This is a genomic window from Lentzea sp. HUAS12, from assembly GCF_024125735.1.
GTDB classification, from domain to species: domain Bacteria; phylum Actinomycetota; class Actinomycetes; order Mycobacteriales; family Pseudonocardiaceae; genus Lentzea; species Lentzea albida.
Window position 1 is genome coordinate 6001312 of the sequence record NZ_CP099738.1, and the last position, 25936, is coordinate 6027247.

At 69.7% G+C, this 25936-nt stretch carries 25 protein-coding genes; 11 read left to right on the plus strand and 14 right to left on the minus strand.

Translation table 11 applies throughout. The annotated features are described in order from the left end of the window. Positions 1 to 27: 27 nt before the first annotated feature. The 3 genes from ND450_RS27260 to ND450_RS27270 all read right to left on the minus strand — a co-directional run bounded on the left by ND450_RS27260 (position 28) and on the right by ND450_RS27270 (position 8636). The gene (locus tag ND450_RS27260) at positions 28 to 7533 is read right to left on the minus strand and encodes a GEVED domain-containing protein (protein WP_253321442.1); all 7506 of its coding nucleotides are present in this window, start codon (positions 7531 to 7533) and stop codon (positions 28 to 30) included. A 193-nt stretch (positions 7534 to 7726) separates the two neighbouring features. Then, on the minus strand, positions 7727 to 7951 hold the full coding sequence (locus ND450_RS27265; protein ID WP_253321443.1) for a DUF3107 domain-containing protein: 225 nt from the start codon (positions 7949 to 7951) through the stop codon (positions 7727 to 7729). Between the two features lie 43 nt (positions 7952 to 7994). Further along, entirely contained in the window at positions 7995 to 8636 is a 642-nt protein-coding gene (locus ND450_RS27270; RefSeq protein WP_089909890.1) for a ferritin-like fold-containing protein, read from the minus strand. 183 nt (positions 8637 to 8819) lie between these two features. Here ND450_RS27270 and ND450_RS27275 point away from each other — a divergent pair, with 183 nt between their 5' ends. The 3 genes from ND450_RS27275 to ND450_RS27285 are packed head-to-tail and all read left to right on the plus strand — an operon-like array spanning position 8820 to position 12665. Then, entirely contained in the window at positions 8820 to 10439 is a 1620-nt protein-coding gene (locus ND450_RS27275; protein ID WP_371927790.1) for a DEAD/DEAH box helicase, read from the plus strand. A gap of 4 nt (positions 10440 to 10443) precedes the next feature. After that, positions 10444 to 11778 (plus strand): hypothetical protein, encoded by a 1335-nt coding sequence (locus tag ND450_RS27280; RefSeq protein WP_253321444.1) that lies wholly within the window; start codon positions 10444 to 10446, stop codon positions 11776 to 11778. Positions 11779 to 11786: 8 nt separating this feature from the next. Continuing rightward, positions 11787 to 12665, plus strand: a complete 879-nt coding sequence (locus ND450_RS27285; RefSeq protein WP_253321445.1) for an alpha/beta fold hydrolase — start codon at positions 11787 to 11789, stop codon at positions 12663 to 12665. Positions 12666 to 12725: 60 nt separating this feature from the next. Here ND450_RS27285 and ND450_RS27290 read toward each other — a convergent pair whose 3' ends face one another. Both ND450_RS27290 and ND450_RS27295 read right to left on the minus strand, forming a co-directional pair. Then, positions 12726 to 13022 carry a hypothetical protein gene (locus tag ND450_RS27290; RefSeq protein WP_143091445.1) on the minus strand — a complete coding sequence of 99 codons (297 nt, stop codon included), beginning with the start codon at positions 13020 to 13022 and terminating at the stop codon, positions 12726 to 12728. A 187-nt stretch (positions 13023 to 13209) separates the two neighbouring features. Continuing rightward, positions 13210 to 14049, minus strand: a complete 840-nt coding sequence (locus ND450_RS27295; RefSeq protein ID WP_253321446.1) for a PD-(D/E)XK nuclease family protein — start codon at positions 14047 to 14049, stop codon at positions 13210 to 13212. 42 nt (positions 14050 to 14091) lie between these two features. Between ND450_RS27295 and ND450_RS27300 the strand changes: the two genes are divergently transcribed. Next, positions 14092 to 14394 (plus strand): ArsC/Spx/MgsR family protein, encoded by a 303-nt coding sequence (locus ND450_RS27300; RefSeq protein WP_253321447.1) that lies wholly within the window; start codon positions 14092 to 14094, stop codon positions 14392 to 14394. Here ND450_RS27300 and ND450_RS27305 read toward each other — a convergent pair. The 4 genes from ND450_RS27305 to ND450_RS27320 form a co-directional block, all read right to left on the minus strand. After that, positions 14391 to 15005 carry a MarC family protein gene (locus tag ND450_RS27305; RefSeq protein WP_256557314.1) on the minus strand — a complete coding sequence of 205 codons (615 nt, stop codon included), beginning with the start codon at positions 15003 to 15005 and terminating at the stop codon, positions 14391 to 14393. The two genes, ND450_RS27300 and ND450_RS27305, sit on opposite strands and share 4 nt — an antisense overlap. A gap of 12 nt (positions 15006 to 15017) precedes the next feature. After that, complete coding sequence (locus ND450_RS27310; protein ID WP_371927419.1) at positions 15018 to 15875, minus strand: PHP domain-containing protein; 858 nt, start codon at positions 15873 to 15875, stop codon at positions 15018 to 15020. A 36-nt stretch (positions 15876 to 15911) separates the two neighbouring features. Further along, positions 15912 to 16472: a PH domain-containing protein gene (locus ND450_RS27315; protein WP_253321448.1), complete on the minus strand. Its 561-nt coding sequence runs from the start codon at positions 16470 to 16472 to the stop codon at positions 15912 to 15914. Between the two features lie 64 nt (positions 16473 to 16536). After that, positions 16537 to 16695, minus strand: a complete 159-nt coding sequence (locus tag ND450_RS27320; protein WP_170067890.1) for a hypothetical protein — start codon at positions 16693 to 16695, stop codon at positions 16537 to 16539. Between the two features lie 140 nt (positions 16696 to 16835). Between ND450_RS27320 and ND450_RS27325 the strand changes: the two genes are divergently transcribed. Beyond that, positions 16836 to 17249 carry an NUDIX hydrolase gene (locus ND450_RS27325; RefSeq protein WP_253328009.1) on the plus strand — a complete coding sequence of 138 codons (414 nt, stop codon included), beginning with the start codon at positions 16836 to 16838 and terminating at the stop codon, positions 17247 to 17249. Between the two features lie 29 nt (positions 17250 to 17278). On the opposite strand, the gene ND450_RS27330 is transcribed toward ND450_RS27325, so the two are convergent. After that, positions 17279 to 18274, minus strand: a complete 996-nt coding sequence (locus tag ND450_RS27330; protein ID WP_253321449.1) for a DUF2332 domain-containing protein — start codon at positions 18272 to 18274, stop codon at positions 17279 to 17281. 1 nt (position 18275) lies between these two features. Then, the gene (locus ND450_RS27335) at positions 18276 to 18779 is read right to left on the minus strand and encodes a MaoC family dehydratase (RefSeq protein ID WP_253321450.1); all 504 of its coding nucleotides are present in this window, start codon (positions 18777 to 18779) and stop codon (positions 18276 to 18278) included. A gap of 287 nt (positions 18780 to 19066) precedes the next feature. Between ND450_RS27335 and corA the strand changes: the two genes are divergently transcribed. Both corA and ND450_RS27345 read left to right on the plus strand, forming a co-directional pair. Beyond that, positions 19067 to 20146, plus strand: a complete 1080-nt coding sequence (corA, locus tag ND450_RS27340) for a magnesium/cobalt transporter CorA (protein WP_253321451.1) — start codon at positions 19067 to 19069, stop codon at positions 20144 to 20146. Between the two features lie 139 nt (positions 20147 to 20285). Further along, entirely contained in the window at positions 20286 to 20663 is a 378-nt protein-coding gene (locus tag ND450_RS27345; protein ID WP_253321452.1) for a hypothetical protein, read from the plus strand. On the opposite strand, the gene ND450_RS27350 is transcribed toward ND450_RS27345, so the two are convergent. Then, positions 20647 to 21744, minus strand: a complete 1098-nt coding sequence (locus ND450_RS27350; protein ID WP_253321453.1) for a DUF2332 domain-containing protein — start codon at positions 21742 to 21744, stop codon at positions 20647 to 20649. The two genes, ND450_RS27345 and ND450_RS27350, sit on opposite strands and share 17 nt — an antisense overlap. Before the next feature lie 56 nt (positions 21745 to 21800). Between ND450_RS27350 and ND450_RS27355 the strand changes: the two genes are divergently transcribed. Next, positions 21801 to 22472 carry a metallophosphoesterase gene (locus tag ND450_RS27355; protein WP_089909853.1) on the plus strand — a complete coding sequence of 224 codons (672 nt, stop codon included), beginning with the start codon at positions 21801 to 21803 and terminating at the stop codon, positions 22470 to 22472. Continuing rightward, positions 22462 to 23328, plus strand: a complete 867-nt coding sequence (locus ND450_RS27360) for a chromosome partitioning protein ParB (RefSeq protein WP_253321454.1) — start codon at positions 22462 to 22464, stop codon at positions 23326 to 23328. Before ND450_RS27355 ends, ND450_RS27360 begins: the two co-directional genes overlap by 11 nt. A gap of 52 nt (positions 23329 to 23380) precedes the next feature. On the opposite strand, the gene ND450_RS27365 is transcribed toward ND450_RS27360, so the two are convergent. Both ND450_RS27365 and ND450_RS27370 read right to left on the minus strand, forming a co-directional pair. Then, the gene (locus ND450_RS27365) at positions 23381 to 24373 is read right to left on the minus strand and encodes a hypothetical protein (RefSeq protein ID WP_253321455.1); all 993 of its coding nucleotides are present in this window, start codon (positions 24371 to 24373) and stop codon (positions 23381 to 23383) included. An 86-nt stretch (positions 24374 to 24459) separates the two neighbouring features. Next, a complete protein-coding gene (locus ND450_RS27370) occupies positions 24460 to 25002 on the minus strand; it encodes an SMI1/KNR4 family protein (RefSeq protein WP_253321456.1) in 543 nt (180 codons plus the stop codon). A 58-nt stretch (positions 25003 to 25060) separates the two neighbouring features. Between ND450_RS27370 and ND450_RS27375 the strand changes: the two genes are divergently transcribed. Beyond that, positions 25061 to 25363, plus strand: coding sequence for a helix-turn-helix transcriptional regulator (locus tag ND450_RS27375; protein WP_253321457.1), 303 nt, complete (start codon positions 25061 to 25063; stop codon positions 25361 to 25363). Beyond that, a complete protein-coding gene (locus tag ND450_RS27380) occupies positions 25360 to 25866 on the plus strand; it encodes an SRPBCC domain-containing protein (RefSeq protein ID WP_253321458.1) in 507 nt (168 codons plus the stop codon). The genes ND450_RS27375 and ND450_RS27380 overlap by 4 nt, the downstream gene beginning before the upstream one ends. Positions 25867 to 25936: the final 70 nt, after the last annotated feature.

Below are 25936 nucleotides of genomic sequence, written 5' to 3' on the forward strand. Positions count from 1 at the left end.
GCCCGGACGAGCGCCGGGCCACCACGGCTACGCGTTCCTCCTCCTCAGCAGCACGCCCGCGAGCACCAGGACCAGGCCGAACGCCGCCAGGGGCAGCGCCGGGAAACCGGTCCACGCGATCGGCGGGTCCTGCCGCACCTTCACCGTCGCCGAGCACCTCGGGTCGGAGCCGCCCGGCTTGCAGTTCGAGCCCGGCACGTCCGAGGTCACGACGTTGCGCAGCTCGCCGGGCCCGGTCGCGGTCACCCGGTACGTGACCGTGGCCGTGGCGCCGACCGCCAGCTCGCCGGACCAGGTCAGCACGGGTGACGCGAAGGTGCCCGCGTCGGTGCCGTCCCAGGTCGCGTGCTTCAGCACGTCGGCCAGCGAGTCGCTGAACGACGCGTCGACCGGCGTCCGGCCCGTGTTCCGGACGGTCACGGTGTAGGTGATCCGGTCGCCCGGTTTCGCCTCGGTCCGGTCCGCCTTCTTGACGATCTCGAGGCCCGACACCGGGGTCTCGGTGCCGCACTGCTCGCCGGGGCAGTTCGACGGCGTGTCGGACGTGACCACGTTGCGGAGGCGGAAGTCACCGGTCGGCGGGTCGTTCACCCGCACCCGGTACGTGACGGACTTCGTGGCCCCGACGGCGAGTTCGCCGGTCCACGTGAGCTTCGGCGCGGTGAACGCGCCGGCGCTCGTGTCCACGAAGGACGCGTCGTCGAGCACGCCGCTCAGGTCGTCGACGAAGCTCGCCGCCGGCAACGCGGTCTGGCCCGTGTTCGTGACCGTCACGGTGTAGGTGACGAGGTCGCCGGGCTTGGCCGACGCCACGTCCACCTTCTTCACGATCTCCAGTCGCGGCACGAGGACCTCGACCGCGCAGCCGTCGCGGCAGTTCGAGCCCGGGGTGTCGGACGTGACGACGTTCTTCAGCCGCAGGTCGCCCTTGCTCGTGACCGTCACGGAGTACCGGACCGTCGCCTCGGCGCCCTGCCCGAGCGTGCCCTTCCACGTCAGCTTCGGCTCGGCATAGGTCGCGAAGCCCGAGGTTGAAGCCGCGTCGCCGTTGTACGTGGCGTCGTCGAGCACCTCGGTCATGTCGTCGACGAACGCGGCGTCCTGCAGCACCGTGGCGCCGGTGTTCTTGACGACGATCGTGTACGTGACCTTCTCGCCGGGCTTCGCCTCGGTCCGGTCCGCCTTCTTCACGATCTGGAAGCCGGCGACCGGGGTGTCCGTGGTGCAGCCGTCCGAGCAGTCGGTCTCCGGCACGTCCGACGTCACGGCGTTCTTGAGCCGCTTGTCGCCGTCGCCGGTCACCTTCACCGAGTACGTGATCGTCACCGACGCGCCGACCGCGAGGTCACCCGTCCACGTCAGCACGGGCGAGGTGAACGTGCCCGCGTCCGTGCCGATCCAGGTGGCGTCGTCCAGCACACCGGACAGGTCGTCGGTGACCGAGATTCCACTGTGGACCGTCTTGCCGGTGTTGGTGACCATCACGGTGTACCGGACGGTGTCACCCGGCTTGGCGGACTCCGGCTCGGACTTCTTCACCAGCTTCAGACCGGCGATCGGCGTCACCGTCGTGCACTCGACGCACTTGCCGCCCGGTGTCTTCGTCGTCACGACGTTGTCCAGGCTGAAGTCGCCGGTCACCGGGTTCTTCACGACGACCGTGTACGTCACGGTCACCGAGGTGCCGACCAGAAGATCGCCGGTCCACGTCAGCGTCGGCTCGGCGACCGCCACCGTGCCGCCCGACGCCGACCACGTGCCGAACGTCGCGTCGTCCAGCACCTTGCCCAGGTCGTCGGAGAACGAGGCTCCGAGCAGGTCGGTCTGGCCGGTGTTCACGACCTTGACGGTGTACGTCACGGTGTCACCCGGCTTGGCCGACTTCACGTCGACGGACTTGCTGACCTCCATGCCGGGCAACGGGGTCGAGGTCGAGCACTGCGGATCGGTCGACCCCGGCGGGCAGTTGCCGCCGGGCGTGTCCGAGGTGACGACGTTGGTGAGCCTGTGGTCACCGTCGCCGGTCACCTTCACCGAGTACGTGATGACGGCCTGCGAGCCGATCGGCAGGTCACCGGTCCACGTCAGCGCCGGAGCCGTGTAGGCGACTTCGCCCACCGTCGCCGCCGCGTCGTCGTTCCAGGTCGCGTCGTCCAGCACGCCGGTCAGGTCGTCGCGGAACGACGCCTTCTGGGCCGTCTGGCCGGTGTTCTTCACGGTCACCGTGTAGGTCACGACGTCACCCGGCACGGGCTTGTCCGGCGAGACCTCCTTCTCGATCGCGAGGCCCGCCACCGGGGTGTCGGTCGTGCAACCCTCCGAGCAGTCGGTGCCCGGAGTCTCCGACGACACCACGTTCTTCAGCCGCTTGTCCCCCGCTCCCGTGACCTTCACCGAGTACGTGACCGTCACCGACGCCCCGACCGCGAGATCACCTGTCCACGTCAGCCTCGGCGCCGCGAAGGACAGCGTGCCCGCGCTGGGGACCTGATCGCCGTTCCAGGTCGCGTCGTCCAGCACCCCGGTCAGGTCGTCCACCACGGAGATTCCACTGTGGACCGTCTGACCGGTGTTGGAGATCGTCACCACGTACTTGACGGTGTCACCGGGTTTCGCCGTGGCGGGCTCGGACCTCTTCACGAGTTTCAGCGAGGCGACCGGCGTGTCGGTCGTGCAGCCGTCGGCGCAGTTGTTGCCCGGCGTCTCGGACGTCACGACGTTCTTGAGCCGCTTGTCGCCGGCGCCGGTCACCTTCACCGTGTACGTGACGGTCGCCGTCCCGCCCACCGCGAGCTGTCCGGACCAGGTCAGCACGGGCGAGGCGAACGTGCCCGCGCTCGCGCCGATCCACGTGGCGTCGTCCAGCACACCGGTCAGGTCGTCGCGGAACGACGCGTCGAGCACGGTCCTGCCGGTGTTCCGCACGGTCACCGCGTACTTCACGGTGTCGCCCGGCTTGGCCGACGACGGCTCGGCGGTCTTCGTGATCTCCACGCCGGACACCGGGGTGGTCGTCGTGCAGTTCGGCACGCAGTTGTTGCCGGGGGTGTCGGACGTGACGACGTTCGTCAGCTGGTGATCACCCTTGCCGGTCACGACGACCGAGTACCTGATCGTGGCGGTCCCGCCGACCGGCAGCGTTCCGTTCCAGGTCAGCACGGGCGAGGTGAACGTGCCCGCGTCCGCGCCGCCCCACGTCGCGTCGTCGAGGACCTGGGTGAGGTCGTCGCGGAACGACGCGTTCAACTCGGTCTTGCCCGTGTTCCGCACGGTCACGGTGTAGGTGACGGTGTCGCCGGGGTTCGCGGACTTCCGGTCGACCTCCTTCACGATCTCCATGCCGGGCAACGGGGTCGTGGTGCCGCAACGGGGATCCGTCGAGCCGGGCGGGCAGTTGCCGGGGATCTCGGTGCTGACGCGGTTGACCAGCGCGTGATCGCCCTTGATCGGGTCGTCGACGCGGACCACGTACGTGACCGTCGCCGTGGCCCCGATCGCGAGGTCACCGGTCCACGTCAGCGTCGGTGCCACCAGCGCCACCGCGCCCGGAGTCGCCTGCCCGGACACCCACGTGGCGTCGTCGAGCACGCCGGACAGGTCGTCCGTCACCTTCGCGCCGGTCAGCGGCACCTGGCCGGTGTTGGTGATCGTCACGGTGTAGGTGACCGGGTCACCGGGGTTCGCGGACTGCCGGTCCACCTTCTTCTCGATCGTCAGCTCACGGCCGGGCGTCTCCGTGCTGCACGACGGGTCCTTCGACCCCGGCGGGCAGTTGGTGCCGGGCGTGTCCGAGGTGATCCTGTTGTTGAGCCTCTTGTCGCCGGGGTTCGGGTCCTTCACCGTCACCGTGTAGGTGATCGTGGCGGTGGCGCCGATCGGCAGGTCGCCCTTCCACTCCAGCCTCGGCCACACCAGCGTGACGGCGCCGATCGAGGCCTGCGCGTCGTCGTTGTAGCGCGCGTCGTCCAGGACCTGCGTCAGGTCGTCGGTGAACGACGCTCCTGTGTGGACGGTCTGGCCGGTGTTGGTGACCTTGATCGTGTAGGTCACGGTGTCACCGGGCACGACCTGGTCGCGGTCGTCGGACTTCTCGATCCGCAGCCCGGCGATCGGCGTGCTGGTCGAACACTTGTCGCCGCCGGGGCAGTTCGCGCCGGGCGTGGTCGACGTGATGACGTTGTCCAGCCTGAAGTCCGCCGGGTCGCCGACCTTCACCGCATAGGTGACGGTCGCCGTGCCGCCGGCCGCGAGATCACCGGTCCACGTCAGCTTCGGAGCCGTGAAGGTCGCCGAACCCGTTGAGGCTTCAGCGGAAACCCACTCGGCGTCGTCCAGCACCTTCGTCAGGTCGTCGGTGAACGTAACTCCCTGCAAAGGGGTCTTGCCCGTGTTGCGCACGGTCACCGTGTACTTGACGGTGTCGCCGGGCTTGGCCGACTGCCGGTCGACCGCCTTCTCGAACTCCACACCCGACACCGGGGTGGTGGTCGTGCAGTTCGGCACGCAGTTGTTCCCGGGCGTCTCCGAGGTGACGACGTTCGTCAGCTGCTTGTCGCCCTTGCCGTTCACGACGACCGTGTAGGTGACGGTCGCCGACTCCCCCACGGCCAGCGCGCCGTTCCAGGTCAGCGTCGGAGAGGCGAAGCTCGCCGTGCCGGTGGACGCCGTCACGCCGCCCCAGGTCGCGTCGTCGAGGACCTGCGTCAGGTCGTCGGTGAACGACGGGGTCAACGCCGTCTTGCCGGTGTTCCGCACGGTCACCGTGTACTTCACGGTGTCGCCGGGGTTCGCGGACTGCCGGTCGACGTCCTTCTTGATCTCCACCCCGGACACGGGCGTGGAGGTGCGGCAGTCCGCGTCCGCGGACCCCTCCGGGCAGTTGGAGCCGGGCGTGGTCGAGGTGATCACGTTGTCCAGCAGGTGATCGCCCTTGCCGGTCACCTTCACCGAGTACGTGACGGTGGCCGAGCCACCGACCGCGAGCGAACCGGTCCACGTCAGCACCGGCGAGGTGAACGTGCCCGCGCTGCTGCCGATCCAGTCGGCGTCGTCCAGCACCTTCGACAGGTCGTCGGCGAACGTGGCGTTCAGCGCGGTCTTGCCGGTGTTGGTGACCTTCACCGTGTACGTGACGGTGTCGCCGGGGTTCGCGGACTGCCGGTCGACGGCCTTCTCGATCTTCAAGCCGGCGACCGGTGTGGTCGTGCCGCACTTCGGATCGGTCGACCCCGGCGGGCAGTTGCCGCCCGGCGTGGTGGACGTGATCGCGTTGGCCAGCTGGAAGTCGCCCTGGACGGGGTTGGTGACCTTCACCGCGTAGGTGACGGTCGCGGAGCCGCCGATCGGCAGGTTGCCGGTCCAGGTCAGCTTCGGCGCGGTGAACTCGGCGGTGCCCGACGACGCTGCCGCCGACACCCACTCGGCGTCGTCGAGGACGCGCGCCAGGTCGTCGGTGAAAGTGGCGCCCTGCCAAGGAGTCTTGCCGGTGTTCGTGACGGTGACCGTGTACGTGACGGTCTCACCGGGGTTCGCCGACTGCTTGTCGGCCTTCTTCTCGAAGGTGATGCCGGAGACCGGGGTGTCGGTCGTGCAGCTCGGCACGCAGTTGTTGCCGGGCGTGTCCGAGGTGACGACGTTGGTCAGCTGCTTGTCGCCCTTGCCGGTCACGACGACCGTGTAGGTGACCGTCGCCGACGCGCCGACGGCCAGCGCGCCCGTCCAGGTCAGCGTCGGGGACACGAAGTCCGCCGTGCCGCTGGACGCCGTCGCGGAGCCCCAGGTCGCGTCGTCGAGCACCTTCGTCAGGTCGTCGGCGAACATCGCGTTCAGCGGCGTCTTGCCCGTGTTGGTGACCTTGACCGTGTACTTCACCGTGTCGCCGGGGTTGGCGGACTGCCGGTCCACGGACTTCTCGATCTTCACGCCCGGTGTGTTCACCGTGGTCGAGCAGTCGGGGTCGGTCGAGCCTGCCAGGCAGTTGCCCGCGCTGCTGACGACGGCGTTGCGCAGCTGGTGGTCGCCGGTGATCGGGTTCTTCACCGTGACGGAGTAGGTGAGGGTGACCGTCTTCCCCTTGCCGATGTCACCGGACCACGTCAGTTTCGGCGCGGTGTAGGAGATCGAGCCGGAGGTCGCGGCCTGGTCGTTGTTGAACGCCGCGTCGTCCAGCACCTGCGTCAGGTCGTCCGACACGCTCAGGCCGGTGACGTCGGTGGCGCCGGAGTTGGTGATGGTGACCGTGTACGGCACCTGCTCACCGGGGTTCGCCGTGGTCCTGGTCGTGGACTTCTTGATGTCCAGGCACTCGACCGGCAGGCGGTAGTCCTCGACCTCACCGCTGTCCGCGAGGCCCTTCTCGTTGCGCACCTGGTCGACGTTGTAGCTCGCCCGAAAGCGCGCGTAGGTGGTGCCGCACCTGATGCTCCCGGGGATCTTCCACGTGATCGTGACCGAGGTGGCACCGGCCGGGAAGTCCGTGCAGGCGCGTTCGTTGCCGCTGTCGAACGTGTCGTTGCCGTTGAAGTCGATCCACGCGCAGGTTCGACCTGGTTGCGAGGCGCCGGACAAGGCGACCCGCACCGAGTAGTCCTCGCCCGCGTCCGACCTGGCGAGGCGCGGGAACGCCGCCACGCCGTCGTCGAGGTCGTCGCCGCCCGGCAGGTTGTTGTCCGCGCCCGCCGCCACGGCCTTCGGGCTCGGCGTCACGGACCCGGTGTTGATCGTCGCCGGGTTGTCGGCCGACACGCCCGAGCCCAGCACCAGATCGCTGATGGTGTGGCTCGCGGCGGAACCGGCGTCGTAGCTCGCGGGCGCGTCGCCGAAGTCCTCGTCCACGGAGACGCCCGCGACGTAGAAGTCGTCGGTCGGCGTGCTGCTGTTGGTGAGCATGTCGATCTGGAAGCTCACGGAGCTGATCGTGCCGTTGAGCTTCACGCTGCCGCACGACGCGGGCGCCAGCCTCGCGCCGTTGGAGTTGCACAGCACGTTGAGGTTGCGGTTCGGCGCCTCGATGCGGGTGCCGCTCTGCCCGATCGTCATGTTGGTCGCGCCCGCGAGGGGCCCGTCGAGCGTGATCCCCGGCGTGGTCAGCGTGTGGGCGACGTGCGTGCTGCCGGTGTTGCCGACGGTCGCGCCGCTGCCCGCGATGTGCAGCACGGGGTCGCGCACCGGCCGGTTGAACGAGAACGTGAGCGTGCCCCGGTTGAAGCAGTCGACGAACGCCGCACACCCGGCGGCCGCCGCCGTCAGGCCGATCAGCGCCGTGTTCGCCGGGATCTGCGGCCGGAAGTTGCCGGGCACCGCCCCCCGGTCGCCGGGAGGGGAGTTCAGCGTGGTCAGCCGCAGGTTCGCCCCCGACACGGAGGCGGTGACCTGCGTGCCGGACGACAGCGTCGAGCGCGCGGAGGCGTTGGTCGCGGGCAGCGCGGAGGACGTGGACCACGACCCGGCCGCGTGCGACTGGTACGCCTGCGCGGGCAGCGAGAAGGTCGTTGCCGAGACCACGAGCAACAGGGCCAGCAGGGCGGCGCGCATAACACTCCTCAACAGCGTGACGACTCCGTCACGCTAGGTGCGCTCAAACGCTCCTACCAGCGCAATCACCGCTTCAGGCGACCTCGACGCACGGCGGGGATGCGGGTTGCCGGACCTTGTCCGATACTGCGCCGTTCCCGAAACGGGAAGGGCCCCGGTCGTGACGACCGGGGCCCTTCTCCGCTCTGACGACTCAGGCGCCGAACCCGACCTTGCGCGAGTCCTGCGGGCCGATCTCCACGTACGCGACGCGGCCAGCGGGCACGACGAACCGCGCGCCCTTGGCGTCCACCAGCGTCAGCACGCTGGACTTGCCGGACACCGCGTCCGCCACCAGGGACTCGACCTCGGACGGGTTGAGCTCACTGGTCACGACGAGTTCGCGCCCGCTGTCCGCGACGCCGATCCTGACCTCCACGCTGACCTCCGTGCTCAAGAGAAAAATCCAGGGCCGAGCCTACCTAGCCCAGACCCAGCTGCGTCATGCGCCGCGCGTGCGACTGCTGGAGCCGGCGGAACAGCTGACCGATCCCGGCGAGGTCTCCCGACCCCCGCACGATGAGCTCCGAGAGCCCGTCCCGCTCCGCCACCACGTACTGGGCCTGCGTCAACGCCTCTCCGAGGAGCCGGCGGCCCCACAGCGCGAGCCGGTCGCGGACCCGCGGATCGGACTCGACGGCGGCCAGGACTTCGCGTTCAGCGAACGCCGAGTGACCCGTGTCGGCGAGCACGTGGAGCACGAGCTCCTTCGTCGGCTCGTCGAGCCAGTTCGCCACCTCGCGGTAGAAGTCGGCCGCGAGCCCGTCACCGACGTACGCCTTCACGAGCGACTCGAGCCACGACTTGGGGCTCGTCGACTCGTGGAACGCGTCGAAACCCTTCACGAACGGCGCCATCGCGTCCTCGACGGCGATCCCCTCGGCGGCGAGGTGCTTCTGCAACAGCGTGAAGTGCCCGATCTCGGCCGCCGCCATCTGCGCGAGCGCCGCGCGGCCCGCCAGGGTCGGCGCCGTGCGCGAGTCCTCCGTCATCCGGTCGAAAGCCGAGAGCTCGCCATATGCGAGCGCTCCCAGAAGATCGACAACACCCTCCGCAACACCCATGAGACGCAAGCCTAGTGGTCAAATGCGTCTGGGCAGGTAGAATGGGCCTGGACGCCCGGCGTGACGAGTGTGACGAACCGCCGCGAGGCGCACGAAATGGTGCGCGTACACCTTTCCCGCAGCTGATTCCCAAGCGCGGTCGAGAGGCCCGGCAGGGCTCGTACGCGCTTGGTACGAGAGAGGCTGATCACCCTGACCGCTGAAGTAGAAGCACATCTGGACCCGGTCCTGCTGGAGCACAGCGAGGCCGGAGTGCCCGAAGAGGACACGTCCCACCCGCTGCTGGCCGACGCGCCGGTGGCACCCGAATCCCCCACGTTCGCCGAGCTCGGAGTGCGCGACGAGATCGTCAAGGCGCTCAGCGAGGCGGGCATCGAACGCACGTTCGCCATCCAGGAGCTGACGCTCCCCATCGCGCTCGCCGGCGACGACGTCATCGGCCAGGCGCGCACCGGCACCGGCAAGACGCTCGGGTTCGGCGTGCCGCTGCTGCACCGCACCGAACTGCCCGGCGACGGCACCCCGCAGGCCCTGGTGGTCGTGCCCACCCGTGAGCTGTGCCTCCAGGTCTCGCACGACCTGACCGACGCCGCGAAGCACCTCGACCTGAAGGTCGCCGCGATCTACGGCGGCATCCCGTACGAGCGGCAGATCGCGCAGCTCCGCAAGGGCGTCGACGTCGTCATCGGCACGCCCGGCCGCCTGCTCGACCTGGCCGAACAGCAGCACCTGGTGCTCGGCAAGGTCCGCATGCTGGTGCTCGACGAGGCCGACGAGATGCTCGACCTGGGCTTCCTGCCCGACATCGAGCGCATCCTCACCATGGTCCCGGACAAGCGCCAGACGATGCTGTTCAGCGCGACCATGCCGGGCCCGATCATCACGCTGGCCCGCACGTTCCTGAACCAGCCGACGCACATCCGCGCGGAGGAGAACAACGCTCCGCAGACGCACGAGAACATCTCGCAGTTCGTCTACCGCGCACACTCGATGGACAAGCCGGAGATGCTGGCCCGCGTGCTGCAGGCCCGCGACCGCGGTCTGACGATGGTGTTCGCGCGGACCAAGCGCACCGCGCAGAAGGTCGCCGACGACCTGACCGAGCGCGGGTTCGCCGCGGCCGCCGTGCACGGTGACCTGGGCCAGGGTGCGCGCGAGAAGGCGCTGCGGGCGTTCCGCAGCGGCAAGGTCGACGTGCTCGTGGCCACCGACGTCGCCGCGCGCGGCATCGACATCGACGACGTGACGCACGTCATCAACTACCAGTGCCCCGAGGACGAGAAGACCTACGTCCACCGCATCGGCCGCACGGGCCGTGCCGGACGCATGGGCATCGCGGTCACGTTCGTCGACTGGGACGAGACGAACCGCTGGCAGGTCGTCAACGACCTGCTCGGCCTGGGCGCGCCGCTGCCGGTGGAGACGTACTCGACGTCCGACCACCTGTTCGCCGACATGGGCATCCCGTCCGGTTCGACCGGCCGGCTGCCGCTGAGCCACCGCACCCGCGCGGGCCTCGACGCCGAAGAGGAGGAGCAGCTCGACGCCGGCAAGCGCAAGCGCCGCAGCCGCCGTCCCGGCTCGTCCCGCTCCGAGGGCGACCAGGCCGCGGAGGCGAACAACGAGGAGACCAGGCCGAAGCGGACCCGTTCGCGCACGCGCAGCCGTGCCGGCGTGTCGCAGGAGTCCGGTGAGCAGGCGCAGTCCGCGTCCGAGGGCGCCGAGAAGTCCGCCTCGGACAAGCCGCGCCGGCGCCGTCGTCGCCGAAGCTCTGCCGAACAGGCCGCTCCTTCGGCAGACTGATCACATGTCGTCCCCCGGTTCCGACGTCACCGACGTCGAGGACGTCCTCGACGAGCCCGCGCACGAGACAGCGCCGCCCGTCGAGGAACGTCCGCCCGCCCGGTCCTGGCGCACCCGCGCCGACTTCATCGCGGTCGCCGTGATCGCGGTGGTGTCGGTGGTGGCGTCGGTGCTGACGTGGGCCTTCAGCGATGCCCGCGCCACGACGTCGATCACCGGGCCGTCGTCGTGGGCCCCGCTGCCCGAGGCGGCCGCGCTGCCGCCGTCGCTCTCCGAGGTGTGGCGGGCGCGCAGCGGCGCGTCGCAGTCGCCCGTGGTCGTGCTGACGCCGTCGAAGGACACCGGCGAGGAGAAGCCCTCGACGGTCGTCACCGGCGACGGCGGCGAGGTCAACGGGCGCGACCCGCTGACCGGGGACGTGCGGTGGACGTACAGGCGCGATCTGCCGTTGTGCGTCGTGAGCTCGGCGTGGGGCCGGGCCATGGCGCTGTACTCCAAGGGCGAGAACTGCTCGGAGCTCACGTCGCTCGACGGCGTGACCGGCGAGCGGCGGGCGCAGCGCAACGGCGACGCGGAACCGGGCACGGCACTGCTCAACGAGGGGTCGCACCTGATCACGACGGGCTCGAAGTTCGTCGAGGTCTACCGGCGTGACGACCTGGTGCGCTCCCTCGAGTACGGCGGCCTGCGGGCGATCGTGAACCCGGGCAAGCAGCCGCGCGTCGGCTGCACGTACGGCTCGGTGGCCGTCACGTCCGGCAGGTTCGCGATGATCGAGCGTTGCCCCGAGGACGCGTCGGACCGCGTGACGATCCTCAAGCCGAACCCGGACAAGTCCGACGAGCCCAAGGTGTTCGGCAGCTCCGTCACCGGCGCCAAGGGCGCGCAGGTCGTCGCCGTCACCGAGAAGCTCGTCGCGGTGGCGGTGCCGAACCCGAGCAGGCTGCTGATCTACGACGCCGAGACCGGCAACCAGGTCAACGAGGCCCCGATCGACGTGCCGGCCGCCGACTTCACCGACCCGCCGAACCACGTGTCCCGCGTCTTCAACACCAAGACGAACGCCTTCTGGTTCACCGGATCGCGCACGATCGCGCTGTCGCTCGACACGCTCACTCCACTGTGGACCGCCAACGGCACGCTGGGCGCCGGCACCACTCTCGCGGGCCGCGCGATCATCCCGGTGCAGGAGGGCCTGCGCGTGTTCGAGCAGGCCACCGGCGCCGTCGTCGGCACGGTCAAGCTGGACCGCGAAGGCCACACGGGCCCTGTGCAACTCGCCACAGCGGGTTCCGTCGTCCTCGAGCAGCGTGGCGAAACCCTGGTCGCGCTGCGATAGTTCAGCTCGTGTACTCGCAGATCAGTCCGCACCGAGCGCAACGCGTCGACTTCCAGGGCCGCCACGGCACGATCGCCGCGTTGCGCGCGCCCGCGATGGGCGACGACGCGATGCGCACCACCGTGCTGCTGGTGCCCGGCTACACGGGGTCCAAAGAGGACTTCGCACCGATGATCGACCCGATCGCCGACGCGGGCTTCGAGGTCGTCGCCCTGGACCTGCCGGGCCAGCAGGACTCGGCGGGCCCGGACGACGAGGCGCTCTACCGCCCCGGCCCACTCGGTTCGGTCATCGCCGAGCTGATCGGCAAGATCGCCGCGGACGGCCGGAAAGTCCTGCTGCTGGGCCACTCCTACGGCGGCCTGGTGGTACGCGCCGCGGTCTTCGCGGGCGCCCCGATCACCGGCCTGACCCTGATGTCGTCGGGCCCCGCGGAAATCCCGGCAGGCGAACGCCGCACCGTCCTGGAAGTGGGCGAGCACGTCCTGGCCGAACAGGGCGTGGAGGGCACCCAGAGGCTGAACGAACTGCGGTCGCACCAGAACCCGGCCTACGCCGCACTACCGCAGGAGCTGCGCGACTTCTACCGCGCGAGGTTCCTCAAGTCGAACGCCGCCGCCCTCCTGGGCATGGCCAACGGCCTGCGCTTCGAACCGGACCAGGTGGCCAAACTGGCCCGAGCCCTCCGCTCCTCGGGCACGCCGTGCCTGGTGGTGTGCGGCGACGCGGACGACGCCTGGACCCCAGCCGCCCAGCGGGACATGGCGGAACGCCTGGACGCGGACTTCGCCGTGCTGCCGGGCGTGATGCACTCCCCGAACACCGAGGCGCCGCTGGACCTCATCGCCACGCTCCTGCCGACCTGGCGGGCGTGGCTGACGTCCTGAGCCGACCTGCTGGGGCGCGGCGCGGCCTCGGCCGGCGGCGCGCCGCGACTCAACCTCGGGCTAGGCCCACCAGAACGTCCACAACGTCACGCCCGTGACCACGAGCACCACGACGGACGCGACCGGCGCCTTCCAGTCCGCGTACCGGTCGGCCACGATCTGCGCCGCGACCACCAGCAACGCCGCCACCACGTGCGCGACCACGGACAACGTGCCGGGCCCCGGCAGGTCGCGGGAGTTCGCGTAGAACTGGACGCCGATGTTCCCCAGGGCGAGCAGCACCAAGCCCACCGCGAGCACACCGCTCACGGCGCGCAGGAGTCCGTAGGTCCGCGACGGCCGCTTTGCTGCTTCCACGTCCACTCCCGCCACCCTACGGGGCTGGGGGTGCGCGGGCAGGCATGACCCGGACGGCCCCCGCCGCGGCTACGGCAAAAGCCGCACTCCAGGCACCCTTCCGGGCCACACGACGGCAAGCCGGGACGACCGCCCAGAAGGAGCGGCAGCCAAGCGGAGCGGCAGCGAGCCGGAGACCGCCACCAAACTAAGGCGCCAACAGCGCCCAAGGCTCCAACGAGGGAGCCGCCGCCTGCCCCTCCGCACAACTACGCCGAAAGTCGCACCACTGGCACTGCCGCCCGGTCACCGGCGGGAACAGCACCTCCCGGTCCCCACCCGCCTTCAACGTCTCCGTCGCCAGGTCGATCTCGTCGGCCGCCTCCTCCGCCCGCCGCACGTGCCGCGCCAGCGACTCCTCCGTGTGCTCCCACACGGCGATCGAGCCGGACGGCAGGTGGTGCAGTTCGACGCGGCGGCACGGTTTGCGCAGCGTGCGGCGGGCCGCCAGCGCGTACAGCGCCAGGGCCTGGGAGCCTCGGGCGTCGTCGGAGGTCAGGACGTGGCGGCCGGTCTTGTAGTCGACGATGACCAGTTCGCCGTCGCGGTGGTCGATGCGGTCCACGCGGCCCTCGGCGACGATGCGCTCCGTCGGGGAGGACACCCAGCGTTCGACGCCGAGTGGTTCGAAGTCGACGTCCAGGGACGAGACGTACTCGTGGACCCAGCCCTGGGCTCGGGTGCGGTACTCGGCGGCCTGGTCCACGTCGCGGAAGCCCTCGGACTTCCACTGGCGGCTGACCAAGGCCACGGCCTGGTCCGGGGTGCGGCGCTCGGCCGGCAGGTCGAACAGGGCCTTCAGCGCGTTGTGCACGACGGCGCCCAGCGTGTTGTGCGCCCAGGCGCCGCCTCGGGGTGGTGAGGGGCGGTCGAGGTACGTCATCCGGAAGCGGCGCGGGCAGTCCGTCCACGTCGCGAGCTTCGCGGGCGTGACGCGCACGAGCCGACGTGGTGCCGCGGTGCCGAAGTCGAAGCCGAGTTGTTCCACCCCGGCCAAGTTACTCAGCCACCCTGACAGAAAATCAACCGCATGGAGATCTGGCACAACCCCCGCTGCTCGAAGAGCCGCGCGGCCAAGCAGCGCCTCGACGAGAGCAACGTCGAGTACACCGAACGGCGCTACCTCGACGACGTGCCCACCCCCGACGAGCTCGACCACGTCCTCGAGTTGCTGAACAAGCAGCCCTGGGAGATCGCGCGCAAGAAGGAGGCCGCCTACCCCGCGACCCTCGAACACGACCGCGCGAAGTGGATCGAACACATGGTCGCCAACCCGAGCCTCATCGAACGGCCGATCATCATCGACGGCGACAGCGCGCGCATCGAGCGCTAGACGCCCGACGTGATGAAGCCCTGCACGGACGACGCGACGAGCTGCACGGCGATCGCGGCCAGCAGCAGACCGGCGATCTTGGCCATCAGCAGGATGCCGCTCTCCTTGAACACCTTGATCAGCAGGCCGGCGGACCGCAGCGTCCCCAGCAGCACGAGGTGCACGGCCACGATCGCCGCGGCCAGCGCGAAGTAGGAACCCCACGCACCGTCCGCCTGGCGCACGAACACGATCGTCGCCGCGATCGCACCGGGCCCGGCCAGCAGCGGCGTCCCCAGCGGCACGAGGGCGATGTTCACGTCCTCGACCTCGGGGTGGTTGGTCGCGCCCTTGCCTGTCAGCAGGTCGAGCGCGATCAGCAACAGCAGCAGCCCGCCCGCGCCCTGCAGGGCGGGGATGCCGATGTGCATGTACGCGAGGATCGAGTTGCCGGCGACGGCGAACAGCGTGATCACCAGGAACGACACCAGCACGCCCTGCCGTGCGGCCCTCTTGCGGGCCTCGCGGGACTTGCGCCCCACCAGGCCCAGGAACACGGGCACGGTGCCGGGCGGGTCCATGATCACCAGCAGGGTGATCGAGGCCTCGATGAAGAGCCGCAGGTTGAACACGCGAACACCGCCTTATCCGACGAGGATCTTGCAGCCCGTCGCCCTCTCGGCCAGAGCATCCAGCATCTCGGGCGCCGTCGTCTCCGCGCCGAGCCGCACGGTCTTGTTCGTGCCGTGGTAGTCACTCGACCCGGTGACGATCAGCCCCAGCGAGTCCGCGAGCGACCTCAGCGACCGCCGGGTCTCGAGGTCGTGGTCCGGGTGGTCGACCTCGACGCCGGCCAGGCCGATCGAGGCGAGCGACTGCACGACCGAGGGCGCCACGACGGGGCCGCGGGAGCGGGCGAACGGGTGGGCCAGCACGGTCACGCCGCCCGCCTCGGTGATCATCTCGATCGCGCGCTCGACGGGGGTGTCGGTGCGGCCCACGTAGTACTGGCCGCCGGTCAGGAACGTCGCGAACGCCTCGTCGACCGACGTGACCACGCCGGCGCGGATCAGCGCCTGGGCGAGGTGCGGGCGTCCGGCCGGCGCGTCGAACGGCAGGCGGGACATCAGGTCGACCGGGTCGATCGGGAAGCCGTCGGCCTGCATCATCTCGGCCATCTTCTGCAGCCGCGCGCGCCGTTCCTCACGCAGGCGTGACTGCTCCTTCATCAACATGGCGTGCGTCGGGTCGTAGAGGTACGCCAGCAGATGAACGGTGATCGTGCGGCCGTAGCCGTCCGCCGAGGAGCACGACAGCTCGGCGCCGCGCACCAGCCGCAGGCCCGACGGCAGCGCCGCCTCGGCCTCGGCCCACCCGGCCGCCGTGTCGTGGTCCGTGATCGCCACCGCGTCGAGCCCCGCGAGGGCCGCGGCCCTCACCAGGTCTGCGGGGCTGTCGGTGCCGTCGGACTCGGACGAATGGGTGTGCAGATCGATGACCACGTCGTCCAGTGTGGACGACGTGGTGCACGACCGGTGTTACGGGACCATCTTCTTGCCGCGCGCGGCGCGCTGGGCCTTGATCATCGAGAACCGCTCGGCCTGCGCCTTCTTGTCGCCGAAGGTCAGCTCCGAGATGGCGTCGTAGACCTCTTCGGGGTTCGGCAGGAACTCCAGGCGGTTCAGCGCCTGGATCTGACCCGCCGACTCCACGATGAGCGTGCCGTAGCCGAGCATGCGCCCGCCCACGGTGCGTTCGTAGGTGAGGTCGGTGACCTTGGTGATGGGCATCATCGCGACCTTGGTCTCGAAGACGCCCGAGGTCAGCATGAAGCGCTTGTCGGTGACGACGATGCGCTCCACCCACCACTCGATGATGAAGTACGCCACGCGCAGCAGCACGAGCAGAGCCCCGTACCAGAGCACGTTCTGGAGCAACCCGGCGTCCGCCGGGAGCAGGTAGGAGATCATCATGAAGCCGGCGAGCAGCGCCGCCGCCTCCAGGACGTCCCAGATCAGGTAGGACCAGTGCCTGCGCACACGGATGACCCGACGCTCGCTCGGCAGGAGGTAGTCGTCCGGATCACGTGGTGCGAACATGCGCTACCAGCCCTTTCCCGATGCCAGCCAGTGCTCAGTCCTGCCCCGGGCGAACCCGTGGGGCCTAGAACAATTGTCGCACGAAGGTGATCAGGGCCTCAGCCGCAGTTCGCAGCGAGTTGAGGATGTTCTGCACGAGTTGGGCCGCCTGCTGGGGCTCCGCGATGAGGAAGAAGAGCAGCAAGGCGATTCCAGCGAAAGTGAGAATCTTCTTCAAGTTCACGGTGTCCACCCCGTCCGCGTCGCACCCGTTTGGCGCCGTTCGTGACCGTTGTACAGCACGATTCAGCACCTTGGGAGATTTGTACCGCAGCCGGGGTAGCGAACTGCACCGCCGTTCCGGTGTGACTACGCTTCGTGATCGTGACGCCCAGCAGCAAGCGCACGATCCGTTGCGTCGGAGCCGTCGTTCATGACTCGTTCGGGCGACTGCTGCTCGTGCGACGTGCCAATCCGCCTGGTGAGGGCATGTGGTCGATACCGGGTGGGCGCGTGGAGCCGGGTGAGACCGATGAGGCGGCTGTGACTAGGGAACTGGTCGAGGAGACGGGACTCTCCGTCACCGTCGGACGCCTCGTCGGCCACGTGGAGCGACCGGCCCCGAACGGGGTTTTCCAGATCTTCGACTACGAATGCCAGGTCACGTCGGGTGTGCTCCGAGCGGGCGACGACGCATCGGATGTCGCCTGGGTCGACGGTGCGACCTTGGACACACTTCCGACCACCGACGGGCTCGTGGAAGCGCTCTCCGACTGGAACTGCCTGCCCAGGGCCTGATCAGGGTTCACGCGATCGGGGACGGGCGTTCACCGCCAAACAAGACGTTGCCCGTGGGCCTCGGTCGTCGCCAGAACGGTCGTCTCCGCGCCCGAATCACCGATTCGGACCAACCGCAGCTCACCGGCCTCGTGCGCGGCCCACCAGACAGGTCTGCCCAAAGCCGACAATGCGGGCACCAGGTCGAGGCCGGACCCGCTCGTGATGACGACGAGCGGCGCGTCGATCGGCTCGACGGCCTTCGCGAGGTCCGCGACCGGGTCACCGGCCACGAGGCGCGGCGGGTTCTTGCGCAGGACTCCGGACGCCACCCCGAACAGACGCAGCCGTTCCGGTTGGTCGGCCCACACGCAGGCCTCCAGCCACGCGTAGGCGTCCTCGTCGGCGAGGTCGGCGGGGGCCTCCCCGATCCCGGCCTTCGCGGCGACCTTGACCGTCTTGGGCAGCTTCGGCAGCGCGGCGCCGGGAGCGAGCTCCAGGGCGCAGTGCAGGCCGAGGGCGGCCTTCGCGGGCCCGGCGACGACCTGCCCGGCCTCCGCGGTCTGGTAGCGGTACGAGTACTGGTCGAGCCCGAGCAGCAGACCGGCCGTCGTCGCGACCTCCACGAGCCCGATCGGCCCGCCCGCCTGCTTCGCCGCGGCCGCGACGGCCGGGTAGAGCAGGGCCGCGCGCCGCACCTCGTTCGCTTGGACGACCTGCGAGCTCACCAGCGCCCGCACGCGGTCGGCGCGTTGGAGCAGGAAGTCCCGGAACAACGGCCAGGTGCTCTCGTCCGCGCCGTAGGTCCCGCCGAGCGACGGGTAGTAGTTCGAGAGCTGATGGAACGGCTCGGCCTGCACGAGCCGGTGCGCCGCCGCCAGCAGGAGCTCGCCCGTGGCGTTGTCCTCGCTGGCGGCGGTGAGCAGGCCGGCGACCTCCGGATCGGCGGCGGCGCGGGACGCGAGGTGCTTGTAGAGCGGCGAGATCGCCGCGGCCTCCTCCGCGAACTCACGCAGACGTCGCTGTGCCAGATCCAGAGAAGTCACTTCACTCCTTGGGTTCAGGGCGCCCCGGCTGCTCGCCTCCGCGAGCCTCGCCGTAGGACTGCTTCGGCACCATGACCTTCCGCCGGAAGATGCACACGACCGTGCCGTCCTGCTTGTAACCGCGAGTCTCCACGTAGACGACGCCCCTGTCGTCCTTCGACTTGGACGGCGTCTTGTCGAGCACCTCCGTCTCACCGTAGATCGTGTCGCCGTGGAACGTCGGCTTCACGTGCCGCAGCGACTCGATCTCCAGGTTGGCGATCGCCTTGCCGGAGACGTCGGGCACGGACATGCCCAGCAGCAACGAGTAGATGTAGTTGCCGACGACGACGTTCTTGCCGAAGTCCGTCGTGTTCTCCGCGTAGTTCACGTCCATGTGGAGCGGGTGGTGGTTCATCGTCAGCAGGCAGAACAGGTGGTCGTCGTACTCCGTCACCGTCTTGCCGGGCCAGTGCCTGTAGACCGCGCCGACCTCGAACTCCTCGTAGTACCGACCGAACTGCACCGCGCCTCCAGCTACGTGTGATCGAGATCTGTGTCAGGTGGGGAGACAGTCTTTACGCGGGGGGAGTACCCTCGGCAACCGGTGTGTGAGGATTTCCACCACCAGTGACTTCGCCCCGAGGAGGTGAGGACCCCTAAATGAGCAAGGACCCCCACCCTGCCAGTACCAAGCGCGTCCTCACCGAGGTGGCCTTCTAGGTTCGTCTAGAACGTTCCAGTTCCACCGGGTCAGGACGCCCGTCGTGCTTCCGCACAACACGTCGGCGTGTGTACCTGGAGGAACTCACCATGCCCAGCCTGCCCTCGATCCGCGGACGAGGCTCCCAGCGCGGCCCCGTCGGGCAAGTGCCGCACGTCCCCGTGCCGTTGTCGCACTACGTCGTCGACTGCGCGGTGTACGTCGACGGCAAGCGCCTGCCGGGCCGCTGGACGCACACCGACGCCGTCAAAGAGGTGCGCAAGCGCAAGGACGGCTTCGTCTGGATCGGCCTGCACGAGCCGGACGCGGAGCAGATCGAGGGCATCGCCGAGACGTTCGGACTGCACGAGCTCGCCGTCGAGGACGCGGTGCACGCGCACCAGCGCCCGAAGCTCGAGCGGTACGACAACACGCTCTTCATGGTCTTCAAGACCGTGCGCTACGTGACGAACGAGCACCCGGACACCGCCAACGAGATCGTCGAGTCCGGCGAGATCATGGTGTTCCTGGGCAAGGACTTCGTCATCACCGTGCGGCACGGCAACCACTCCGGCCTGTCCAAGCTCCGGCACGTGCTGGAGGAGGACCCGGAGCGGCTCGAGATCGGCCCGTCCGCGGTGATGCACGCGATCGCCGACCAGGTGGTCGACAACTACCTCGAGGTCACCGACCACATCGAGGACGACATCGACCGCATGGAGGAACGGGTCTTCGCACCGCGCACCGAGGTGAGCGCGGAGCAGATCTACATGTTCAAGCGCGAGGTCGTGGAGCTGCGCCGCGCGGTCATGCCGCTCGCGAACCCGTTGCGCCGCCTGGCGGAGGGCTACACGCCGCTCATCCCCGAGCAGGTGCGGGCGTTCTTCCGCGACGTCGACGACCACCTCACCGAGGTCTCCGAGCGCGTCACCGCGTTCGACGAACTGCTGACGACGCTGGTCGACGCGACGCTCGCGAAGATCACGCTGCAGCAGAACACCGACATGCGCAAGATCACCTCGTGGGTCGCGATCATCTCCGTGCCCACCATGGTCGTCGGCGTGTACGGCATGAACTTCGACTACATGCCCGAGCTGAAGTGGAAGTTCGGCTATCCCCTGGTGATGAGCCTGGTCCTCGTCGCCTGCCTCACGCTCTACCGAATACTGCGCCGAAATCGCTGGCTGTAGCCCCGTTTTCGCTCGCTTTGTTCGTTGTAGGAGGGCCCTGTCATGACCAGAATCCTGACCAACATCCGCTTCTGGATCCTCGCGTTCCTGCTCTGCTGGATCACCACCGTGTTCGTGCTGATCAGCGGAACGCCCTGACGTGCGGAGGCAGCTGACCAACCTGCGGTTCTGGATCATGGTGTTCGCCGTGGGCTGGCTGCTGATGGTCTTCGCGTCCATCGCGTTCTGGCCGGAGCCCGGCGAGGAGTCGCCGGACCGGCTCGCCGCCGAGGTGACGAACGCCCTGCGGGCACACGACTTCCACCGGCTGGAGCCGTTGCTCGCGGTCGGTGGTGAGGACGTCGCCAAGTCGACGGTCGACCACTTCAAGACCGCGCAGGTGGAAAGCGGCACCTACCGCGACGGAGCGATCGTCGTCGCGTACTCGCACGCCGGCACGCGCGCGGAGTTCCGGCTGCCCGTGGAACTGCAGGACGGGCGGTACGTGGTGAACCCGGTGGTCACTCCCAAGGGGTGACGTCCCAGGTGAACGGCGTGCCGTGCCCCGCGCCGTGGCCGAGGTTCAGCGAGAGCCCGGCGGGCCACAGCTTGAGCAGCAGCTCGAAGCGGTACACCTCGGCCGGGTCGTCGCTCCTGCGGGGTTCGAAGACCAGCAGTGCCAACGGTGTCGTGGGCGTCGCCTTCGCGGCCGCGTCGGCCAGCACGGCCCTGCCCATCGCCCGGTCCGCGGGCGAGGCGTACTGCCACACCACGGAATGCCACACGACGGTGAGCACGTCGTGTTCGGTCCGGGCGAGCTGTTTCGCGAGCCATTCCGGGCCCGGCGACCGCTCGACGCGGACCGGATCGGTCGCGGCGAGGTCGAGGGCGTCGCGCAGGCGGTTCCACCGGTCGACCTGGTCCGCCCAGACGAACGAGCTCAGGTGCAGCCGTCCGTCCTCTGTGGACACGTCGACCGGGTGCAGGTCGCAGCCCGCCCTGCCGACGACGCGCAGCCGGTGGTCCAGGTCCGCGGGCGGCCTGCCGGTCCACCCGGGGTCGAGCACCAGCAGGCTGTCCGGATCGCCGAGAACCCTGTCCGGGAGCTGGTAGCCGACGTGGTGCGGGCGCAGGTTGAGCCCGCCGCTCGCGCCGACCTCCAGCAGCCGCACGCAGAACGGCACGTGCCGGCCGGCGGCCTTCGCGGCCTCCTGCGCGGCGACCGCCAGTCCTCCGTAGAGGGGTGCGCTGCGGCCGGGTTCGTTGGTCTGCACGACGGTGGCCTGGATCCGCTGCCGGAGCAGGTCGGTGTGCTCGGTGAGGGCGGGCACCGCGTCCTCCCACAACGCGGGCAGGTCCGGGCGGCCACCGGCGGTCGGGTAGTGCTTCGCGAGGGCCGGCGCGCGTCCTTCGAGCACGAGCCGGTGGACGGCGCCCGCGAACCGCAGGCCCGGCACCGTGCCCTCCCGGTCGCGTTCGGAGCCCGCCATGATCCTGGCGGTGACACCGCCCCGCTCCAGGTCGGCGGCGGCGTCGGTGAGGAGTCGCTGGGTCAGCGGACTGCGGTCGCGGCAGCCGTGGGCGGCCGCGGCGAACAGCTCGGCAAGCACGGTGTTCACGCTAACGGCAGCTCCGCCGCCCGTCATGTGGTGAAAGACCTCATTACGCTGCTGGGATGGCACGGATTCTGGCGGTCGCGGACGAGGTGGTCGAGCAGCTGTGGACCGACCAGGTGCACCAGTACGCGGGTGTGGACCTGGTGCTCGCGGCGGGCGACCTGCCGTTCGACTACCTGGAACACCTGGCCAACGCGCTGGAGAAGCCCGTCGTGTTCGTGCCGGGCAACCACGACGCCGACCTGTCCGGCTACTCGAACGTGCGCGGCCTGTGGACCAAGGCGGGCGTGCCGGTGCGCTGGCCAGGTCCAACCGGTGCGGTGAACGCGGACGAACGCGTGGTCGACGTGGCCGGGCTGCGCATCGCCGGTCTCGGTGGTTCGATCCGCTACAACAAAGGCCCGAACCAGTGGACGGAACGGCAGCAGGCCCGCCGCGCCCGCCGGGTGTCCCGGCTGGCCGGCTGGCGCAGGCTGCGGGACGGACGTGGCGTGGACGTGCTGCTGACCCACTCACCGCCGCGCGACTGCGGCGACGAACCCGACGCGCCGCACCGCGGCTTCGAATGTCTCGGTGCGCTCGTCTCGCGCTTGCAGCCCTCGTTCATGCTGCACGGCCACATCCACCCGCACGGCCACGTGCGCCCAGACCGCTCGTTGGGCACCACCCGCGTGGTCAACGTCGTTCCGCTGAAGGTGCTCGACGTCCCAGGAGGACGCGATGAGGCGTGACACCGGTTTCCCCGCGGCCGACGCCGAGAACGACTTCCAGCGCGCCCGCCGCAGCCAGGTGATGTCGCGCCTGGCCACGTGGCTGCGCCGCGAGCCGGACGACGTCAACATCATGCTGCCGTTCCACGAGGTCGTGGAGGCGCTCGGCATGGCGTCGGAGAAGCGCCTGGGCCTGCAGTCGATCAGGCTCGACTCGATCGTGGGCAGCGTCGACCGCACCCGCGACTTCGACCGCCGCTTCCGCCCGACCTCGAGCCGCGTCCGCGAACGCTGGCAACGCCTCGCCCTGGCCGCCCGCCGAGGCGAGAGCGTGCCGCCGATCGAGGTGTACCGGGTCGGCGAGCTGCACTTCATCATCGACGGCCACCACCGCGTCTCGGTCGCGCACGCCCTCGGCCTGGAGGTGATCGACGCGTACGTGACGCAGGTGATCACCCGCCTCAACTCCTCGGGCATCCGCTACCGCGGCGACCTGATCGTGAAGGACTACCGCCGCCTCTTCCTGGAACGAGTCCCCCTGTCGGGCGAGGCCCGCGCGGCCGTCGTCCTGTCCGACCCGTGGCACTACGCGCAGCTCGGCGAGCACGTCGAGGCGTGGGGCTTCCGGCTCATGCAGGACACGGGCCAGTTCCTCGACCGCGCCGAGGTGGCGCGCCGGTGGTACGCCGACGAGTACCGGCCCGTCGTGGCGATGCTGCGGCAGGCCGACATGATCAGGGACAGGACCGAGACCGAGGCGTACATGTGGGTCGCGGCGGAGCGGTACCGGCTGATCCGGACGCACCGGTGGGACGCCGACGTCATCAACGCCGTGCGGGAGGAGAGCCAGTCGCAGGGGCGGGGCTCCCGCGGCTAGCGCTCCGGCTGCGGCGTAGCGCGGCCGGAAAAGCGCGGCCGCGACACCGCACTCAGCGCGGCGCCACCCGAGGCGCGTCCGCGTCCGGCAGCGGCCTCGCCTGGTCCAGCACCTCGTCGGTGTACTTGTCGAGCAGCCGCGTGCCGATCTGCTGCGCGTAACCGAAGATGACCGCCCACAGCAGCAGGGCCGCCGCCGACGGGATGCCGATCAGGCCGCTCGTGACGCCCGCGCCGAGCGCCAGGATCCCGACCACCGCCAGTGCCGCGCCGAGCATGATCTTGATGAGGGCCTGGTACCCGATCATCACATACGGCGAGAGCGATGGCCGGCGGCGTAAGAGCAGCACCACAGCGGCCAGCACCGCGCCGAACGCGCCGAGCACCTGCACCAGCCAGACGTCCACTCCGGACGCCTTCGCAGTGCCGCCGGGGCAGACCGTCGGGAGCGCGTTCTCCTTCGGGTCGACGCACAGCGGGATGATGCCCGGCTTCACGATGCCGACGACGCCGAGCACCGTGTTGATCACGAACAGCACGAGGGACGCGGCGATCAGCTTGTTGCGCAGCGCGCGGGAGCCCGCGTGGGCGAAGTCCGAGTTGTCGTAGGCCGCGCGCAACGCGTCCACGACGATGGCCCGTTCCACCGCGGGCGTGAACTCCCCCGGCCGCAACGCTTCCAGGCCGCGGCGGCGCGGGTCGTCCTCGTCGAGGTACTGCGCCACCCGCGCCCGCAGGCCGGGCAGGCGACCCAGGAAGCCGCGCTCGGCCGAGATCGTCGCCACCTCGGCCTCGTGCAGGGCGCGCCACGCCCGTTCGATGTACCAGCCCGACCACCACGACGGCAGCATGCGCCACCACGGTTCGCGGGAGCTCAGCATCTCCTCGACCACGGCGGCCTGCGATTCGGCCGTGCGGCGCCACACGTCGCCCTCGGGATCGACCGGGTCGGACGGGCCGAGGGCAGCCAGATCCGCGCGGACCCGGTCCAACCGGGACTGCACGACGAGTCGCCAGTCGGTGACTCTGGGTTTGCGCTCGGCCATGTCCCGATGGTGACAGCCACCACCGACAATTTCGGCAGCCATCCGTGTGACGTGCGCAAACGTCACCCGAACACCTCATCCGGTGATCAGGTACCCCAGACGCGGAACGTAGCGGCCTCCGCCAGCTCGTCCTTGTCGAACCGGTAGAGCCCCGCCACCCTCAGCCGCCCGCTGAGCCACTGCAGCACCGTGCCCTCGAGCGAACCGGACAACCGCGACTCCTCGTCCTCGTGCCTCGGCATCAGCACCAACTGCCACTCGTCCGGCGAACCGGAGGTGAGCCAGCCGATCCGGTCACCGTCGATCGAGTCCCCGAACGGGAGGTAGCCACCGGGTTCCGGGTACAGCGGCAGCCGGTAGTGGTGGGGGAACTCCGCCCTGGCCTGCCGTTCGGCACCGAGCAGGCTTCCCGCGCACGCCGCCAGCCCCATGTCCCCGGCGTCCAGCGGCGCCCACAACCGCAGCCAGCCGGCCCACGCGCCGCCGCCGTAGGTCTCCATGAACTCCACGTAGTCGGCGGGAAGTCGCGAACCCAGCCTCGTGAACAGCCATTCCCACGTCTGGTCACCGAGCTGCGGCCGGGCAGGGGGCGGGACGAGTTCCCGCAGGCCGTCGAGGTCTTCTCTCACCGCCCCAACCTAAAGCATAACCTTGTGCGTATATACGCATAACGTTATAAATGCCGGTGTGGACGTCTTCGAGGCAGTGGCCGAACCCAACCGCCGGCACCTGATCACGCTGCTGGCCGAACGCGAGCGCACCGCGGGCGAGCTCGTCGACAGCCTGCCGTCGCTCACCCAGCCCGCCGTGTCCCGGCACCTGCGCGTACTCAGGGAGACCGGACTGGTGGAGGTCAGGCCCGACGGCCAGCGCCGCATCTACGCGCTCAAACCCGAAGGCCTGCAACGCATCGACGACTGGATCACCCCGTACCGCCGCTTCTGGCGCACCCACCTCGACGCACTGCGACAGCACCTGGAGAACGAATGAACGACCTCGGCACCATCACCGTCGACGGCGAGCACGCCACCCTCACGTTCCACCGCAGGTTCGCGTTCCCGATCGACCGCGTGTGGTCGGCCATCACCGACGACGCCGAGCGCAAGACGTGGTTCGGCGAGGGAACCGTCGACCCGCGGAGCGGATCGGTCGTCATCGAGCCCGAGGACCCGCCCGCGCCGATGGACGCCAAGCGCGTGACGGGCCGCATCCTCACCTGGCAGCCGCCGCAGAACGGCCACGCGGTCTTCGAACACGAGTGGCACCAGCGGATCGTGGAGGACAGCGTCGTGCGCTACGAGCTCACCGCCGACGGCGACGAGACCCTGCTCGAGTTCACCCACACCGGACTCTCCGAACGCAACGCCAAGGGCTTCGCGCCGGGCACGCACGCGTTCTTCGACCGCGCGAACGCCTTCCTGCGCGACGAGACGCCGCCGGCGTGGAGCGAGCGCTACGCGGAGGTCGCGCCGGGCTACCCGTCCTGGCGCTAGCTGTACTTGGCCAACACGTTGGTGACGGTGTGTTGGCTTGATCATGGGTGAGGCCTCCGGTGCGGTGGTG